Consider the following 17,802-nt stretch of genomic DNA (forward strand, 5'->3'; position numbering starts at 1 on the left):
AATATACTTTTATCTCAACTTAACTCGATTAAGTATCGGTTTTAAGCCTGGTTTACGTTAAACTGTGGCCAATTTTGCAACTGGTAAGACGACTGTAGTGAAAACCCTATTACATAGCCTTAACGGCGCGCTGTCGGCGCTACTTTACGGGCTCAATACGCTGTTCTGGGTGCCATTGGTATTAACCCTGGCGGTATTAAAGCTTTTGGTTCCGCTTAAACCCTGGCGGACCTTTATGACTTATCTTCTGGATGCCTGCGCTGTAGGTTGGATAAGCGTTAATAACTTTAATCAACGGCTGTTCAGTCGCACTACGCTGGAAGTCTCAGGGCTGGAAGGGCTGGCCCGGAATGACTGGTACCTGGTAATTGCCAATCACCAGTCCTGGGTTGATATTTTATTACTTCAGCGAGTATTTAACCGCGAAGTCCCGTTTTTGAAGTTTTTCCTTAAGCAGCAACTGATCTGGGTCCCCTTTTTAGGTCTGGCCTGGTGGGCGCTGGACTTTCCTTTTATGCGCCGCTACAGCAAGTCATTCCTGGCCAAAAACCCGCACTTAAAAGGTAAAGACATGGAAACGACCAAAAAGGCTTGCGAAAAATTTCAGTACAAACCCACCAGCATTATGAATTTTGTCGAAGGCACACGCTTCACTAAAGAAAAGCATGCCCGTCAGGTCTCGCCTTTTAAGCACCTGTTAAAACCCAAGGCCGGAGGCATTGCTTTTGTTCTTAACGCCATGGGCGGTCAGCTTCATCATTTAATTGATGTCACTATTTTTTACCCCGCCGGTACGCCATCCTTCTGGGATTTTATTAACGGTTCAGTCAGTAAGATAAAATTGCATGTAGACGTAAAACCGCTGAAAGACCTGTTTCCTGAAGATATAAAGGTGATGGACTATTTTGAAAACCCCGAACAACGGGCCCGTTTTCAGCAATGGCTCAATCAACAGTGGCAGGCAAAAGACCAACGCCTGGAAAACTGGAAGACGGTGTAAGCAATGCTTAGAGTAGTCCTGGCCCCACTGATATTTGCAATCCATTTGCCGTTACAACTGGCCAACCTTGCCCTGTGGGGCGGCCTGGTTATTGTGTTTGGCTTGCTGCGCTTTTTATTGCCCATTGGCGCAGTGCAGCGAGCGCTGGCACCGCTGATGAACTTCTTTATGCTGTGTTTTGGTAAATGCAGCTTAGCGCTGATCCGGCTGTTTAACCCGGTCATCCTTGATTACCGGGTGCAGGGTGAGCTAAGTAAAGAAAACTGGTATCTGATAGTTGCCAACCACCTGAGCTATCTGGACATTGTCCTGCTCATCGAATTCTCGGCCTTTCGGATCCCAGCACCTAAGTTCTTCCTGAAACAGGAGCTTATCTGGCTACCTTTTGTTGGCCTGGCCGCCTGGGCGCTGGAAATGCCGTTTATGAAACGCTATTCGGCCGCCTACCTGAAAAAATACCCGCACAAACAGGGCGCCGATATCGAAACCACCAAACGCTACTGCCAGAAGTTTCGCCATAAACCCACTACCGTCATCAACTTTGTGGAAGGAACCCGATTTACCCCGGCCAAGCATGCCAGTAAAAAAAGCCCCTACCAGCACCTGTTGCCGCCTAAGGCCGGCGGTATTGCTTTCACCCTGGCAACCATGGGCGAGTTGTTCACCAATATTCTGGATATCTCGCTACTGTATCCGGATAATCCTAAGCATCCGATGCTGGCCATGTTAAGTGGTCAAATGCGACGAATCGTTGTAGATGTCAATGTAGTTGACATTCCGGCCGAAGCCATTGGCGATTATTATACGGATGAACAGTTTAAAGCTGGTTTCCAGCAGTGGGTGAATACCCTTTGGCAGGACAAAGACCGCAACATTATTGGATTAAAAAAGGGTAACTAAATGGTCACAGCGGAAACGCTTCGTGAAAACTTCGTTGAGCTGCTCAGGCAGCTTGACACCGATATCGTACTAAACGGCTCGCTGTATAACAGCTTTTCGTTATTGCTGATATTTGTGCTGGCGATCACCGGCCTGTTAATTAGCAGAATCGCACTGAATTCGGTCGTTACCCGCTGGATCCTGAAAAGCAAAACTCACTGGGATGACGCACTACACAGCCACGGTTTTTTCAAACGATTAATTCACCTGACTCCGGCACTGACTATCTTTGCCTGTACCCATGTACTGTTAACCACAGACAGCCTGCTGTATACCGTTCTGCTGAAATGCTCTCTGCTGTATCTGATGACCGTAGCGGCGCTGTCTGTCAGCGCATTGCTTAATACGTTTGAAGACTGGTATAACTCCACCCCTTTTGCTGCGCAAGCCTCGATTACCGGCTTTGTGCAAGTGGCCAAGCTGGTGCTGTTTATTGTGCTGATGTTGCTCAGCGTATCGCTGATTGTAGAGCGCAGCCCGCTGTTGTTGCTATCCGGCTTAACGGCTATTGCCGCTGTATTGTTACTGATATTCCGCGACACCATTCTGGGTTTTGTGGCCGGTATTCAGATAACAGCCAACCGATTGTTTACCAATGGCGACTGGATCCAGGTCGATAAATTTGGCGTTGACGGCGAGATCATCGAGCTCGGATTAACCAACGTAAAGGTGAGAAATTGGGATAATACGATTTCCACTATCCCTACCTACTCACTAACCAATGAAGCGATTAAAAACTGGCGCGGTATGCAGGAATCAGGCGGACGACGCATCAAGCGCGCCGTGTATATTGATATCCATTCTATCTGCCTGTATGACGAGAAAAGCCTGCAAAAAGTAGCCAAAATTCGCTTTATTGCCGATTACATCAAAAGCAAAATTGATGAATTACAGCGCTACCATAAAGATAATTCCATTGATGAAGGCGACTTACTAAATCGCCGCGCATTAACCAATATCGGTACTTTTCGCGCCTATCTGGAAGCTTATTTAACCAAACACCCCAAGATTAATCAGGACATGACGCTGATGGTACGGCAGTTGCCGCCTAATGAGTTAGGATTGCCCTTAGAAGTGTATTGCTTTTGCCGGGATAAGTCCTGGGTAGCCTACGAGAAGGTACAGGCTGACATTTTCGACCACATTATGGCCATGCTGCCACTGTTCGACCTAAGAGCCTACCAACGCGATAGCCATTTAGCGGCACTTTCGGGCCCTGCACCACAAAGCCAGTCAGATGAGGCAACTGAGGCCATAAAAGACTGACACAAAAAAAGCGCTCAAATGAGCGCTTTTTGTTTACCGAAAATCGGTGAGCCGTTAATTAGCCGATTACGTAGAGCATCAACAGGCTGATCACCAGGCCGCTAACGCCCAGATATCCCATCTCAATACGCTCATGCAGGGCTTCGCTGCCCTCTTTGCCAGACATAAAGCCCATGACGATGCTGCTCATGCCTAAAGTAAACGCTACTAACGCAACACCAAATAAAATTGCATCAATCCAGTCACTCATAATCTTTACCCTATAAAAATTCTGCGCGTATTATGCACTAAGGAAATAAAAATGAACATGCGCAAAATCAATATTCCACTGAATAATGAACATGGTCAAATACGCTAATAATTAGTGTTACTTCCAAAACAATAAGCAATAAATGTGTAGATATAAAACCAATAAAAATATAAGCCTTTGTTTTATATAAATTTAACAGATTGGCCTGTGATTTGCGATACGACCTTCGTATTGTTTAAAAGCAAATTGAGGATAACCATGAAAACTGTTGCTGCATCATTGATTTTAACCACTGCTTTTATTGCCCAACCTACACTGGCACACGTTGAAGTCGATAATCAATGTAATATGGAACTGCACGGCTCGGTAACCTTTGACCATGGCGATTTGACCATTACCACCGAAAGTGGCGAAAAGGTTCTGATCACGCCAAGTCACCAGCTATATGTAGATAACCAGGCAGTCAATCTGGATAACGACGAACAACGCTGGGTGTCTGATTATTACAGCAGTATTGAAACCGCTATCCCCATGACAGTTGAAATTGCCCGTGACGGTATCAAAATTGCCAGCTTCGCCATTACCGAAGTATTCACCGAACTGCTGGGAACAGATAATGACCTCAGCGAAGATTTTGATACGCTGTTTACCGACCTGTCGAACGAGATTGATGAGCGTTTTTACGCTGCCGACGGTACGTACAAATTCGACAGCACAGGCCTTGACGGCGACTGGACAGATGCCGCCTGGAGCGAAGAGTTTGATGACAAAATTGAGTCGCTGGTAGAGCGTTCTACCGGTCACCTGTTAATGGCGATTGGTCGTCAGATGCTGTTTGAAGACGGCGACATGGACGCCTTTGCTAACCGCATGGAAAACTTTGGCGAAATGATTGAGCAACGCGTAGAAGGTGAAGCGGATGCGCTGGAAAGCAAAGCTGAAGCATTATGCACCGTGCTGGCTAAAGCCGACTATGCCGAATCACGCATGCAGAAGAATATCGCCGGATTATCTGGTCTGGATTTACTGGAAACCACCGGTCAATCACCGCTGAAACAATAATGAAATCGCTACCGATAGTGTTAAGCTTTAGCAAAACAAACACCGGTAGCATAAATGACATCTCAACAAGAAAATAAATTGATACTTTGTGGTTGTGGCTGGCTGGGAGGCTATCTCGCCAGCCACTTTCGTTCTCAGATGACTATCTACGGAACTACCCGCAGTGAAGACAAAGCCCGGGCGTTGAGCCAACAAGGTATTCAATCCATCCCTTATTCGCTGGGTGATAATCCTCAGGACCTGCTCGCGGAAGCCCCCGACAGCACCTTTATTCTTAATATTCCGCCGGGCAGACGCAACACCGATTTAAGCCAGTTTACCTCAGCCATGCAGCAACTGATTTCGGCGTTATACAGCCAGGCACCACCTAAGCAGCTTATTTTTATCAGTACCACATCGGTTTATGGCGATCAGGATGGCGATGTCACCACTGATACCGCGCCAGCCCCAAACACCGCCTCTGGCGAAGCCCACGTTGAGATTGAGCAATGGCTCCGAAACACCGCGCCGGACTCGGCTTACATATTGCGCCTGGCCGGTTTAACCGGACCCGACCGCCACCCGGTAAAGAGCCTGGCAGGCCGAACACTCAGCGGCGCCACTCAGGTAGTAAATCTGGTACATGTTGATGATGTGGTAAAGGTGATTGAAGCGCTCTTAGCGCAAAAGCCCGCCAACAAGCTTTGGCATTTATGCAGCGATGAACACCCTATGCGCGGTGACTATTATCCGCAGATGGCAAAACGGCTGGGGTTACCAGCCGTTGAGTTTAGTGACCAATTAACCAGTGCAAGCGTGCCGTCGGGCAAAAAAATTAATCCCGATGCCACTCTTACCAGCCTGGGGATAACGCTTAATTATCCCACACCGTGGACAATGCAGCCGGCCTGATGGCCGGCCCGGCTTAGCCAATCAGACTGACTCCGAAATATTTAAGCGCCACGGTATTAACAAAGATCACCACCAGGATAAGCGGAATAAACGTACCTACCGAGATATCCACGTAGCGTTCAGCCCAGCTGCCTTTGTAGTTGGGCGCGCCAACCTGCAGTGCCTTGTTAAAGTTATGGCGCTTCCAGCGATACATCACGAAAATACAGATCAGCAGGCCGTTGAGGGGCAAAATCGTATCGTAAAAAACGTCATACACGACATCGAAGAAAGACTTATCCGCTCCCGCGTAGGCGGTAAACGATGTCAGGGCCGGCACAAAGCCAAACGACAATGCACACAGCGCGGCGAAAATCACCAACAGAGCGCCCAGTACCACCAGCGACTTACGACGGCTGTAGTCTTTTTCATCCATTAACGCAGCCACAGGCACCTCAAAGATAGAGACCAGAGAGGTTATGGCGGCAAAGAAAACCAGCAGGAAGAATATGCTGGCAACGATACTGGCGCCAATAAATCCGATACTGGTTTGCAGTGCCAGAAAAATCTGCGGCAAAAATGAGAAGATCATGCTAATTGATGATTCACTCAGCTCAGTCGGATCGGTATTCGGGTTAAATGAGAATATCGCTGGCAGGATCATCAGACCCGCCGTAAACGCTACAGCGGTATCGGTGATAGCCACCAGTTTGGCCGAGTTAGGAATGTCAGACTGATTATCAATGTAACTGCCATAAGTAATCATGATCCCCATGCCCAGACTTAACGAGAAGAAAGCCTGTGACAGGGCGCCGTTAATAACCGAAGCATTAATTTTGCTGAAATCCGGTACCAGATAAAAGCTAACACCCGCCATAGCGTTGTCGCGGGTCAGCACGAAAATAACCAGTAAAACCAGCATCACAAACAAGGTGGGCATGAGTAGCTTGGCCGCTTTTTCGATACCTTGCTTAACACCGCCCTGGAGGATGCCGTACATAATGCCCAGCACCGCAGCCATGTAGGCGAATATCACCGGCGAGTTGATAAAATTACCAAAGGTACTCGGGTCGGCGAGTAACTCTAAATCGCCGGTCACCGCATAAAACAGGTAGCCAAATATCCATACCGTGATTACCAGATAAAACACGGCAATCATAAAGGGTGTGACAATGGATAACCAACCGGCTATCTTCCACTTCGCCGAGTTGCCGGTGAGCTCAGAATAGGCCCCCAGCGGATCTTTCTTGGTATGCCGCCCCACCGACATTTCTGCCATCATGACCGGTAAACAAATAGCGAAGACAAAAATGGCATACATCAGCAGGAATGCGCCGCCACCATTTTTTGCAGCGCCTACCGGAAATCCCACCAGGTTGCCAATACCTACCGCAGAGCCTGCGGCGGCCAGAATAAATCCAAGGCGCGATCCGAACTGTTCTCTGGTCCCGCTCATATAAGTTCCTCTTGTGATTTTTATTGTTGCTTTATTTCGGAACGGTGCGCACAACTTCTTTTATTGGTAATGACGGTTGGCTGCGTCCTGTCGTCCGATTTTTTCCAATTGGCATACTATCAATACCCTGTAAAAAAGTCTTGGGTTTCATCGGTAGCAATCAGCCAGCGGGCGGGTAACGCTGTACGCGCAACTTACCAGGGGATAGGTTTGTTGTCCCAATCAAGGAAATAAGGACTGTGTTCTACTTTGCGTTGCTGAATTATGGCGACCAGTTGCTGCGCGGTATATTCTGGCGTAAACAGTTTTTCAGGTTTTACGTTACGCTGAAAAGGCTCTGATAGCTGCGAGTCTACTGTGCCGGGATGATAGCAAATCAGACTGGTGTATTTGGCACGCCGTTTATATTCCACCGCAGCAGTTTTAACCAGCATATTGAGCGCTGCCTTTGAAGCCCGGTATCCGTACCAGCCCCCCAAACCGTTATCTTCGATGCTGCCGACCCTGGCGCTCAGCGCGGTTAAGGTAGAATGCTCAGAGGGGAAAAAGCCAACCAGCCGTTTTATCCACAGCATCGGCAGCACAGTGTTAATGGCAAAGTAATGCTGCAGCGCTTCAGGGGTAATGTCTTCGAGGCGTTTTTCCGGCTGTACCTCACTGTCGTGCAATATTCCGGTGGTGCACACCACATGATGAAACTGCATGTCGTGCTGCTTACATTCTGCCAGCCAGTTCGCAATCGCCTGCTCATCCGTGGTATCCAGCTGTACTGATTTGAGGTTTGCCTGCCCGTCGTCAATCTCCTGCGGCTTACGCGACACAGCGTAAACGGTAGCCTGTGGAAATGCTTTTTGCATTTGCCGCGCAAGCGCGTTACCAATAGCGCCGCTGCTACCAATAACTAATACATTCATGGTTTTTTGAGCTCACACTGCTGGCAACGTTTTTGCCCGGTTAATAAGTAAGAGATGCGGTAACGGTGTTTGGCAAACCACAGGTAAAAACGGTCGGCCAGCGGCTTTATCAATGGCCAGCGCAGCGGCGCATACAGCCAGCCTTTCCCCACCAGCCGCCAGGCTTCGTAGGTAACATCCAGGCCAATAAGCATGGTGCCGTCAACCCGCATGGCATGGATGCGGTCGTTCAGGGCCTGCCAGTCGAGCTCGGGATAACGCTGGGCAAAGTCTGCCGCCATAATATCGACAAAGCGAAGCTTATTATCCTCATTGAGGCGCTTCAGGTGGCGCATTTCTATGGCACACAGCGGACAGCCGCCGTCATAGAATATGGTGAGTTGTGGATTTGTATTTGTGTTCATGCCAGCTTATACGCACAAATTTATCGCCTGGATGACTTGAAGATCACGCTTTGCGCCACCACACTTCATGCATAACAAAATGCGGAGTTTTTTATGACAACCACAGCGACAGAAACCACAGCAACTGCCACGCTGGCCGGCGGCTGCTTCTGGTGTATCGAATCAGCCTTTAACCAGATTCAGGGCATTCAACTGGCGACATCCGGTTACGCCGGAGGCCACACTGATTCACCCAGCTATGAGGCCGTTTGTAAAGGTGATACCGGCCATGCCGAAGTGGTACAGCTTACTTACTATCCTGACCAAATCAGTTACCGGGAAATTCTCGAAATCTTTTTTGCCCTGCACGATCCAACCCAGTTAAACCGTCAGGGAAATGATGTGGGCACGCAGTATCGCAGTGCAGTGTTCTATCATGACGAAGAACAAAAGGCCGCAGCAGAAGCCATTATTCAGGAAATGACAGACGATAAGGTATGGCCGGATCCCATTGTGACCGAGATCGTACCGTTATCCAACTATTCGGCAGCAGAAGATTATCATCAGTCCTACTTTAAAAATAATCCGCAAAACCAATACTGCGCAATGGTTGTCGCGCCAAAGCTGGCGAAGTTTAAAAAGACCTTTGCCGAGCGTCTGCGTTAATCAATTCGGGCTGGTTTAGGCCAGCCCGCGCTATCTCTTCACCTAATTAAATCTCATTAGCTAATTAAACCAGCTGGCATCCAGCGGCATGCTGAACAACAGCGGTGCCATGCCCTCGTAACGACTACGGTTAGCTTCGCACTGCAGGTTCTTCATGTAATTGACTTTCCATGGATCGTTTACCAGCCAAAGGGTGTCACCAATCACGGCCAGCCCTTCTATCGAGGCGTTGTCCATGACCTCCTGTGCTGCGCAGTTCTCCGGGTCGCCACCAGGCGCGGTAAATTGCAGGGCGATTTTCCGGGTGGGCTTTTCAGCTGCCGTATCAATAACCCACAACTCGTTATCATTACGAGCAGCAGCAAGTAAAAAGCCACTGGCTGCGCCGGCAGGCTGATAATATTCCAGCCCGTTGATGGGATGGCGACCATTGTCGAACGCAGGAACCTGCAGGCCCGGATCGGTAACTACTGCAAAATCAGTGTTGTCCCAGAAGCTATCATCCAGGGTCACCGAAAACACTCTGGGGTTGCCGGCATTATCCCGCTCAAGCGCCAGGTACAAGGTGCGGTTCTGGCCCAGTGCCATGCCTTCAATCCCATCATTAGGAAAGTCTCCCACCGCATACTCGAGCGGAAATTGCAGAGGGCGCACATGGGTCATGGTAGCGTTGCCGCTGTCGTGCTTTTCAATACGCACTAATAATGTAGGGTAATCGGTTGAGCCGGTTGCCTCATAGCGCTGCTGGCAGCGGTCAGACAGGGCGCCAGTGCGTGTGGCGTCCTCCGTGACGGTGTAAAACACATTGGGTTGTTCGGGGTCGGCCACCAGGGCTTCTAAGTCAGGTTCGTCTGCCAGATACTGAGAAAAACAGCTGCGGCGAACCCGGCTTGCCATGCCCATATCGTCCGGGCGGGGCGCCAAAGTGGCACTGGCAGGATCGATTTTATGTAAACGGCGACGCTGATACTCTTTAGCGCTGCCATCGGAGATAGTGTAGAGCATCCCGTCAACATGGGTCAGGCCGGAAGTTTGCGGATCCAGCATGACACCGCCGGCGGCTTCCATAATCCAGGCGCCAGCCAGCACATGTTCTTGCGGCGCCGATTTTAATTCGTTAGTTGCTTCAGTAGGCTGCTTGTCGTTACTGCAGGCACTTAATAAGCCGGCGGCTAGCAGGCTTAAAAACCAGGCTGATTTCATTGTCAGGTCCAATCCATAGTCATTTTGCGCTTATCGTCGCTTACTGACTCACCCTGGTCAAGCCCGTTGAGCAAACGCTCTGAGCCGTTGAGCGCACTTGCCTGAAGCCAACCAGCACCGTATAGTCTGGCAGTAACTACTACAGGAGCTGTTTTGACCTCATCACCCCTTCCTCTTGTTATCGCCGGCCCTGTTTTAAGGCATACGCAACAGGCTGGTTTTACCTTATGGCTGGTTACGTCAGAACCGGCCGATATTGATGTATCCCTGCATCAGGCGCAGCAGGCACAAAACAGTAACTCTACCGACCGCGTTATTCAGGTGGGTGAAAAGGCTTTTATTCATGTACTGACCTGCTCACCACAAACGCCGCTGGCGGCAAACACGCTGTATCATTACCGGCTTAATTTTAATCACACTGAGCAACAGCAACGCTGGCAAAACGAGTTACCTTCGCTGTGCTACCCGGGCCAGAATGACCTGCATTTTCGCGTGCCCGCAGCGCTATCCAATGTGCTGCATGGCAGTTGTCGCAAACCTCATCACCCGTCAGAAGACAGTCTGGTGAGGGTTGATGAACTCATTCATCAGGAGTGTGAGGGCGGCGCGCAAAGACCAGACCTGCTGCTGATGACCGGCGATCAAATCTACGCTGATGACGTAGCCGGCCCCATGCTGCAGGCGATAATGCAAACCATCAGACGACTGGGGTTATTTCATGAAGATCTCGATGAGGCAATTGTGGATTCCACAGCCCAGCTTGATGGTCACCCGTACTGTTATTATCACCGCCAACAAATTCTGCCTCAGGTAGCCACCAATACGGCGTTATCCAAGCTCTTTTTTGGCGCCAAGAAAAAACCGGTGTTTACTTCGGTTAACGCGCAGAACCACCTGATTGGGCTGGCCGAAGTGATTGCCATGTATTTATTGGTGTGGTCAGAATCACTGTGGGCCGATATTTCGTTTAATGCCGATGAGGTCGACCCGGACCATCAGGCCTTATTTAACCGCGAAGCTGACATTATTGAGCAGTTCAGCCAATCCCTCGGGCAGGTTCGCAGGGCGCTGGCGCACATTCCTACCTACATGATATTCGACGATCATGATGTTACCGACGACTGGAACCTGACCCGCGGCTGGGAGCAGGAGGTATACGGTCATCCGTTATCCCGGCGAATGGTGGGCAATGCACTGGCCGGCTACTGGCTTTGCCAGGGCTGGGCGAATCAGCCCGATAGATTTGAAGACATCGAAAAGCTCGCCGGTGAGAACTTCACTGCCAATGGCATGATGAACCACCCCAGGTTCATCGATGCATTATTCGATTGGGAGCAATGGCATTACCAGTTGGACACCCAGCCACCGGTACACGTACTGGATACCCGAACCCGACGTTGGCGCAGTGAATCCAGTCTTAATAAACCTTCGGGTCTGATGGATTGGGAAGCTTTATGTGAATTTCAGCACCAGCTTATCGGTCAGGATGCCGTTATCGTTGTTTCCGCCGCGCCCATATATGGTGTAAAGTTTATCGAGGTCATTCAGAAACTCTTCACCCTGGCCGGCAAAGCGTTAACCGTAGATGCGGAAAACTGGATGGCCCATAAAGGTACTGCCAGTGTTATTCTGAATATCTTCAGACACTACAAAACGCCACCGCACTTTATTATCTTGTCTGGCGACGTCCATTATTCCTTTGTTTACGATGTGCGTTTGCGTTTCAGGCGCAACAGCCCTGAAATCACCCAGTTTACCTGTAGCGGTATTAAAAACACTTTCCCGGATACGCTGATCCGCTGGCTTGACCGTTTCAACCAGTGGTTTTATAGCACCCGCTCTCCGCTCAATATTTTCACCCGACGACGCAATATGTCGGTGCACGATCGCCATCCTGACAGCAACGACAGTATCGCACTGCTTAATCAGTCGGCCATTGGCCAGATGTTGATTGATCCCGAAATCGAAAATGTTCGTTGTATTGCCTTGTGTAGTAATGGCGACACGGTAGAATTCCCCCCGGAACTGTCGGAAGACGAAACCTGCAAGAGAACAGTAAATGAGTGATACCGGATTAAAAATTGGCCTGTTTTATGGCTCAACCACCTGTTATACGGAAATGGCGGCTGAAAAAATTCAGGACCAGCTGAATGCCTTATTCGGCGAACCGGTTGTGGAGCTGCATAACATACAGGATGTATCACTGAGTCAGACTGCCGGTTACGACATTTTAATTCTGGGTATCTCTACCTGGGACTTTGGTGAACTGCAGGAAGACTGGGAGTCCAGCTGGGACGACGTTCATCAGCTCGATCTATCGGGCAAAATTGTTGCTCTGTACGGTTTAGGCGATCAGTTGGGCTATGCTGACTGGTTTCAGGATGCGCTGGGAATGCTCCACGACGCCATCGCACCAGCAGGATGTCAGTTTATTGGTTACTGGCCCAATCAGGGCTATGAGTTTGCCCAGTCCAAGGCACTTACCGAAGATGGCTCCCATTTTGTGGGACTGTCGCTGGATGACGAGAACCAATATGACCAAACCGATGACAGGATCCTGGCCTGGTGTACCCAACTGGTAACCGAACTCAGTGAGCTCTGAGGGTAAAATTCCTCCTCCTGCCGGACGACTTCACCAACAATACTACCGCAACGGGCAGAGCCATCGTGATGGTGCCGATGTGTCTTTTCAGGATATTCGCCGCCTCTTTGGCTTTCAGTCTATTACAGTGGGCCGTTGGGTAACCGCCGCAGAACAACAAATAGCTGCCAACCTGTTCTTCGATGCATTATATGACCTGATTGATATATTACAGGTCAACGAACGGGTGGTGTCGCTAAATGGCTCACTGTCTCTTGCTTTTGGTACCGGCGGCCAGAAACACGCCAATGCCCATTATCACCCGGCTAAACGCCAGCTGGCATTGGCCAAGAATGCCGGCGGCGGTGCGCTGGCCCATGAGTGGTTTCATGCGTTTGATCATTACATCAGCCAACGCTTTTTAAGCGCGCCTAAACCCTTGCTATTTGCCTCCCAGGCCTGGCTTGATGATGCAGAACTGGTCGAACATCCTTTAAATCTGCGCCTGGCAGATTGCTTTCAACTGATGTTTTTAGATGCCGATGGTAGCGCCCCAAACGATTATGTTTTACGTTCGGTAGAAGCCGATAAGGCATTGAAAAGCTTTTACTTTGCATCTCCACCAGAGATGGCGGCCAGAGCCTTTGAAGCGTGCATTCAGGATCAGGACATTAAGAACGCATTTTTAGTGCAGGGGACAAAAATGTCGGTAGAGGCTAGACTTGGCATTTATCCTCATGGTATTTTGAGACGGCAGCTAAACGAAGCATTTAAGTTGTATTTTTACCAACTGGGTGTGGCGCTGTCCGCAAAATGATGTTGCTTTCTAACGAAAGTGAACGACTAAGTCAGTAAGTTTATCGCTTTTGGTGATACTGTTTGTACAAATTACTACATTTTTTTGTTACAAACAGTATACTAGGCAGACAAGTGTTAGAGACAAGAAAACGAAATGAAAAGAAAAAAGCATACTTCTGGGGATGACGAAGCCCAGGTCGACATGACGCCCATGTTGGACATTGTGTTCATCATGCTGATCTTCTTTATCGTAACGACATCATTCGTTAAAGAGAAAGGTCTGGATGTTAATCGCCCAGAAAACAAAAACGCATCAAATCAGCCAAGTAAATCTTTGTCGATTCGTATCGACGAAATGGGCAAAATCATGATGAATGGCCGCGAAGTGGACATCCGTCGTGTAATCGCCAATATCCAAACTTACTTAGCTGAAAACCCAACTGACACTGCAGCTATCCAGGCTCACGAAAATACTGAGCACGGTGTAGTGGTTGAGGTGATGAACCAGGCTAAAGAAGCTGGGATCAATAAAGTATCAGTTCTGGTTAAATCTTAATAACCTAAGCCGATGATAAAAAAGCGCGATTATCGCGCTTTTTTTGTGCCTACAGTTTCCTTTTTAATTAGAAATTAAGGTAATAATCAGCGCAGAGCGTTTTGTACTCAAGCGTATACTGGTTATCCTCAGCCCGGATAGTTAACAGATCAGCGGTAGCCTCACAGGGCTTGCGAACGAAGCAGTACACTCCAAGGTAAGGTGCCGAACAAGCATTGTGTCGGACGGCCATCTGATGCCGTAAATGCCACCCACACTGCAAGGCATTATCCAGCACTAATGCTTTTCTGGTAATTGGGTACATACAATAAAGCCGGCCCTCAGCAGTACTGAGCAAAGCCGTTTCAGCAAAAAATTGTTCTACACTCAGCGTCTGCTCCGTTCGCGCATGCCCTCGATTTTCAGCCATCGACGCATAAGCACGGGTGGGACTAACCGCGTCAGCGAAATACGGCGGGTTGGAGACTATCAGGTCAAAGCGTCCCAGGCCCTCTATCGCCTGGAGTGGGCTGTGTACCACTGAAATTTTGTCAGGCCAGGGGCTGTTAAGACGGTTTTGGCTCGCCTGTGCAATTGCAGTCTGGTCGATATCGATAGCAGTAATCACCGTACCAGGGGAACTTTTTTGCGCCAGCATCAAGGCCAGAATACCTGAACCGGTCCCCACATCGAGAACAGACCGGGCATCGGCCACTTCAACCAGGCTGCCCAGAATCAAACTGTCTGTGGAGACTTTCATGGCGCACTGATCATGAGCGACAAAAAATTGCTTACACTGAAACCCTTTGGGTTTGGCACCACGACCACTCATTTGAAGGACTGGTGGCGCATCATTTCGCGCGCGACCTGATGAGGATAGACCGCCCGGTATTTTTTTAGCCGCCCGATGAGCAAGGGTTTCAAGAGTTGCATCATGCTCGCCCCCATTCGCTCCAGCGGGCGGTTATCGTTAGCACGCTCGCCAATGAGTACGCCTGGTCTTACCGCAGCGGCATTGGGCAGTTGTGGCATGCGCATAATCGCATTTTCCAGTTCGCCTTTCACGCGCAGGTAATAGTTTTTACTTTTCGCATTGGCCCCTACCGAGGAAATCCATACAAATCCGCCAGCCCGCTGTGCCCTGGCTAACTGCGCCGCCACGTGAACATATTCAAAATCCACCTTACGAAAGGCGCTGATGTCACCGGCTTTCTTTAGCGTGGTTCCCAGGCAACAGTACACATGATCAACCGAAAAATAGCCCTGATACTCATCCAGGTTATCAAAATCAATCACCACCGGCCGCAGCTTGTTATCGGGATCCTGATAGTGCTGCTGCCCCAGTGGACGCCGCACCAAACAAGTGACCGATTCATAGCGGGGATCGAGTAACAGCAGCCTCAGCAGGTTCTGCCCTACCAATCCACTGGCTCCCAGGATAAGTGCGCTTTTTAATACTGCCAAATTGTGTCATCCTCTAGCTTTAAATAAGAGTCCGTTCAACGCAGTGCTCTTGTGTATAACAACAACTTGTTTATACGTATTTCAGAGCAAATACGTGCAGTAAGCAAGCCCTAATAACGACAGATAATAGCGTATCCATGAAAAAAGCTTTAATACTTGGAGCCCTTATGCTCACAAACACGGTAGCCGCTGAAAAGCTGACCATTGAACGAATTTACCAGTCGCCTTCTTTGGATGGTAGTTCGCCGCGAAATTTACAGGTTGCCCCCGATGGCCAGCGAGTCACGTATCTGCAAGGCAAACAATCTGATTACGAACGTCTGGACTTGTGGGAATACAATATTGCCTCGGGCACTACGCGGCTGTTGTTTGATTCCGATGACTTATCCAGTGGTGAAGAGACCCTTTCAGACGAAGAAAAAGCGCGCCGCGAGCGCATGCGCTTATCCGGTAGCGGGATTGTTAGTTATCAGTGGTCGGCCGACGGCAAGGCGCTGTTATTCCCCATGGGCGGCGATGTATTTTATCACCAGTTAGGTAAACCCGGCGCCCGCCAGTTACTCGATACCGACGCCTTTGAAACCGATATAAAGTTATCGCCCAAGGGTAACTATATCTCGTTTATTCGCGACCAGAACCTGTATATCAAGCATATTGAGTCAGGCAAGGAAACGGCAATTACCACCGAAGGCGGTGGCAACATTAAATACGGTATGGCTGAGTTTGTCGCGCAGGAAGAAATGAACCGCATGACAGGCTACTGGTGGTCACCGGATGAGTCGTACATTGCCTTTACCGAAGTAGATGAAGCCCCGGTTGAAGTGATCACCCGCTCAGAAATCTATGCTGATGAGATCAAGATGATCGAGCAGAAGTACCCCGCGGCAGGTACACCCAATGTCACCATTAAACTGGCTGTCCAAAACATTGCAAGCGGCGAACGTCAGTGGATTGATACGGGTAAAGAAGAGGATATTTATATTGCCCGCGGTAAATGGATGCCCGACAGCGAGCATTTTACCTATCAGTGGCAAAGCCGTGACCAGCAACAGCTGGAACTGCGCAGCTACAACGTAAGTAACCAGCAACAGAACCTGGTGCTTAAAGAGCAGTCAGATACCTGGGTAAATCTGCACGATGACTTTACCTTTTTAGCCGATGGCAAGCACTTCATCTGGGCCTCTGAGCGTGACGGTTTCAAACACCTGTACCTGTTTACCAATGAAGGCAAACTGGTTCGTCAGTTAACCAAAGGCGAATGGGTAGTGGACGAACTGGAAGCGGTTAACGATGACACCGGCCACCTATATTTTACCGGCCGCATGGACACGCCCCTGGAGCGCCATTTATATGTGACTGATCTTGAAGGCAGCAAACCGCAGCGCCTGACCGAACGCGAAGGTATGCACGGTATCAGCTTTAGCCACGATGCCTCAATTTATGTGGATAGCTCTTCTACCGCTAACCGCCCTACCCAGGTAAGTTTGCACAGCGCCAACGGCAAACAAGTCACCTGGCTGGAAGAAAACGCGCTGGATGAAAACCACCCGCTCACGCCCTACCTTAGCGACTGGGTAAAGCCTGAGTTTGGCACTATCACTAATGACGACGGTATTGACCTGCATTACCGCCTTTACAAGCCTGCAGAACTGAAAGGTAAGCATCCGGTAATTGTGTATTTGTATGGTGGCCCTCACGCACAGGTGGTTAATAACGCCTGGGGCGGTAACCGCGGCCTGCTGATGCAGCACTGGGTAAGCAAAGGCTATGTAGTGTTCAGTATTGATAACCGTGGTTCAAATTACCGTGGTAAGGCATTTGAGGAACCTATCTACAAAGCCATGGGCAGCGTGGAAGTTGACGATCAGGTAAGCGGCGTTAAATTCCTCCACACTCTGCCCTATGTGGATAAAGAGCGCATCGGCGTATACGGCCACAGCTATGGCGGCTACATGACGCTGATGAGCATGTTCAAGGCGGGTGATTACTTTAAAGCCGGGGTATCCGGTGCACCAGTGACCACCTGGCGGTTGTACGACACGCACTACACCGAACGCTATATGGGCAACCCGAACACCGATAGCGATGCCTATGAAGCGTCATCGGTATTCCCTTATGCAGAGGGTCTGCAAGGCCCGCTGCTGATTTATCATGGAATGGCTGATGACAACGTATTGTTTACCCACAGCACCAAGCTGTATAAACACCTGCAGGATGCCGCCAAACCTTTCGAGGTGATGGACTATCCTGGCAAAAAGCACAGCATCCGAGGTAAACAAACAGGTATACATTTGTATCACACCATCACTAATTTCTTCGACAGACATTTTGATGTGAAGTAAATCCACCCGGCGCAAAAAAGCACTCACTGGCCTTAACCACTGAGTGCTTTTTTTAGCTTTTCTATAGCAACTT

At 49.4% G+C, this 17,802-nt stretch carries 18 protein-coding genes; 11 read left to right on the forward strand and 7 right to left on the reverse strand.

Annotated features, from left to right (window positions below):
* Nucleotides 1–97: 97 nt before the first annotated feature.
* The 3 genes from yihG (AC566Q_RS21980) to AC566Q_RS21990 are packed head-to-tail and all read left to right on the forward strand — an operon-like array spanning nucleotide 98 to nucleotide 3,205.
* Nucleotides 98–1,000 carry a 1-acylglycerol-3-phosphate O-acyltransferase, YihG family gene (gene yihG, locus AC566Q_RS21980; RefSeq protein WP_499610938.1) on the forward strand — a complete coding sequence of 301 codons (903 nt, stop codon included), beginning with the start codon at nucleotides 98–100 and terminating at the stop codon, nucleotides 998–1,000.
* 3 nt (nucleotides 1,001–1,003) lie between these two features.
* Entirely contained in the window at nucleotides 1,004–1,900 is an 897-nt protein-coding gene (gene yihG, locus AC566Q_RS21985) for a 1-acylglycerol-3-phosphate O-acyltransferase, YihG family (RefSeq protein WP_499610941.1), read from the forward strand.
* Complete coding sequence (locus AC566Q_RS21990; RefSeq protein WP_499610944.1) at nucleotides 1,901–3,205, forward strand: mechanosensitive ion channel family protein; 1,305 nt, start codon at nucleotides 1,901–1,903, stop codon at nucleotides 3,203–3,205.
* 58 nt (nucleotides 3,206–3,263) lie between these two features.
* On the opposite strand, the gene AC566Q_RS21995 is transcribed toward AC566Q_RS21990, so the two are convergent.
* A complete protein-coding gene (locus AC566Q_RS21995; protein WP_105932886.1) occupies nucleotides 3,264–3,455 on the reverse strand; it encodes a hypothetical protein in 192 nt (63 codons plus the stop codon).
* A 258-nt stretch (nucleotides 3,456–3,713) separates the two neighbouring features.
* On the opposite strand from AC566Q_RS21995, the gene AC566Q_RS22000 reads away from it, so the two are divergent.
* Nucleotides 3,714–4,517 (forward strand): YggN family protein, encoded by an 804-nt coding sequence (locus AC566Q_RS22000; protein WP_499610946.1) that lies wholly within the window; start codon nucleotides 3,714–3,716, stop codon nucleotides 4,515–4,517.
* Between the two features lie 54 nt (nucleotides 4,518–4,571).
* The gene (locus tag AC566Q_RS22005) at nucleotides 4,572–5,408 is read left to right on the forward strand and encodes an SDR family oxidoreductase (RefSeq protein WP_499610950.1); all 837 of its coding nucleotides are present in this window, start codon (nucleotides 4,572–4,574) and stop codon (nucleotides 5,406–5,408) included.
* A 13-nt stretch (nucleotides 5,409–5,421) separates the two neighbouring features.
* Here AC566Q_RS22005 and AC566Q_RS22010 read toward each other — a convergent pair whose 3' ends face one another.
* The 3 genes from AC566Q_RS22010 to AC566Q_RS22020 all read right to left on the reverse strand — a co-directional run bounded on the left by AC566Q_RS22010 (nucleotide 5,422) and on the right by AC566Q_RS22020 (nucleotide 8,161).
* Nucleotides 5,422–6,843, reverse strand: coding sequence for a sodium-dependent transporter (locus AC566Q_RS22010; RefSeq protein ID WP_499610955.1), 1,422 nt, complete (start codon nucleotides 6,841–6,843; stop codon nucleotides 5,422–5,424).
* 194 nt (nucleotides 6,844–7,037) lie between these two features.
* Nucleotides 7,038–7,757 (reverse strand): SDR family NAD(P)-dependent oxidoreductase, encoded by a 720-nt coding sequence (locus tag AC566Q_RS22015; RefSeq protein ID WP_499610957.1) that lies wholly within the window; start codon nucleotides 7,755–7,757, stop codon nucleotides 7,038–7,040.
* Nucleotides 7,754–8,161, reverse strand: coding sequence for a thiol-disulfide oxidoreductase DCC family protein (locus tag AC566Q_RS22020; RefSeq protein ID WP_499610960.1), 408 nt, complete (start codon nucleotides 8,159–8,161; stop codon nucleotides 7,754–7,756). Before AC566Q_RS22020 ends, AC566Q_RS22015 begins: the two co-directional genes overlap by 4 nt.
* Nucleotides 8,162–8,254: 93 nt before the next feature.
* Between AC566Q_RS22020 and msrA the strand changes: the two genes are divergently transcribed.
* Complete coding sequence (gene msrA, locus AC566Q_RS22025) at nucleotides 8,255–8,806, forward strand: peptide-methionine (S)-S-oxide reductase MsrA (protein ID WP_499610965.1); 552 nt, start codon at nucleotides 8,255–8,257, stop codon at nucleotides 8,804–8,806.
* 60 nt (nucleotides 8,807–8,866) lie between these two features.
* Here msrA and AC566Q_RS22030 read toward each other — a convergent pair whose 3' ends face one another.
* Complete coding sequence (locus AC566Q_RS22030) at nucleotides 8,867–10,009, reverse strand: hypothetical protein (RefSeq protein ID WP_499610968.1); 1,143 nt, start codon at nucleotides 10,007–10,009, stop codon at nucleotides 8,867–8,869.
* Nucleotides 10,010–10,162: 153 nt separating this feature from the next.
* On the opposite strand from AC566Q_RS22030, the gene AC566Q_RS22035 reads away from it, so the two are divergent.
* The 4 genes from AC566Q_RS22035 (at nucleotide 10,163) to AC566Q_RS22050 (ending at nucleotide 13,944) form a co-directional block, all read left to right on the forward strand.
* Nucleotides 10,163–12,076 carry a metallophosphoesterase family protein gene (locus tag AC566Q_RS22035; protein ID WP_499610972.1) on the forward strand — a complete coding sequence of 638 codons (1,914 nt, stop codon included), beginning with the start codon at nucleotides 10,163–10,165 and terminating at the stop codon, nucleotides 12,074–12,076.
* Nucleotides 12,069–12,611, forward strand: a complete 543-nt coding sequence (fldB, locus tag AC566Q_RS22040; RefSeq protein WP_499610975.1) for a flavodoxin FldB — start codon at nucleotides 12,069–12,071, stop codon at nucleotides 12,609–12,611. Before AC566Q_RS22035 ends, fldB begins: the two co-directional genes overlap by 8 nt.
* A gap of 7 nt (nucleotides 12,612–12,618) precedes the next feature.
* Nucleotides 12,619–13,407, forward strand: a complete 789-nt coding sequence (locus AC566Q_RS22045; RefSeq protein ID WP_499617590.1) for a CLCA_X family protein — start codon at nucleotides 12,619–12,621, stop codon at nucleotides 13,405–13,407.
* 135 nt (nucleotides 13,408–13,542) lie between these two features.
* A complete protein-coding gene (locus AC566Q_RS22050; RefSeq protein ID WP_499610979.1) occupies nucleotides 13,543–13,944 on the forward strand; it encodes an ExbD/TolR family protein in 402 nt (133 codons plus the stop codon).
* A 67-nt stretch (nucleotides 13,945–14,011) separates the two neighbouring features.
* Here the strand turns inward: AC566Q_RS22050 and AC566Q_RS22055 are convergent, their stop codons facing one another.
* Both AC566Q_RS22055 and AC566Q_RS22060 read right to left on the reverse strand, forming a co-directional pair.
* The gene (locus tag AC566Q_RS22055; protein ID WP_499610984.1) at nucleotides 14,012–14,755 is read right to left on the reverse strand and encodes a tRNA1(Val) (adenine(37)-N6)-methyltransferase; all 744 of its coding nucleotides are present in this window, start codon (nucleotides 14,753–14,755) and stop codon (nucleotides 14,012–14,014) included.
* The gene (locus AC566Q_RS22060) at nucleotides 14,752–15,387 is read right to left on the reverse strand and encodes an NAD-dependent epimerase/dehydratase family protein (RefSeq protein WP_499610987.1); all 636 of its coding nucleotides are present in this window, start codon (nucleotides 15,385–15,387) and stop codon (nucleotides 14,752–14,754) included. The genes AC566Q_RS22055 and AC566Q_RS22060 overlap by 4 nt, the downstream gene beginning before the upstream one ends.
* Before the next feature lie 137 nt (nucleotides 15,388–15,524).
* Between AC566Q_RS22060 and AC566Q_RS22065 the strand changes: the two genes are divergently transcribed.
* Entirely contained in the window at nucleotides 15,525–17,729 is a 2,205-nt protein-coding gene (locus AC566Q_RS22065; protein ID WP_499610990.1) for a S9 family peptidase, read from the forward strand.
* Nucleotides 17,730–17,802: the final 73 nt, after the last annotated feature.

It is taken from the genome of Alteromonas sp. H02, from assembly GCF_059682525.1.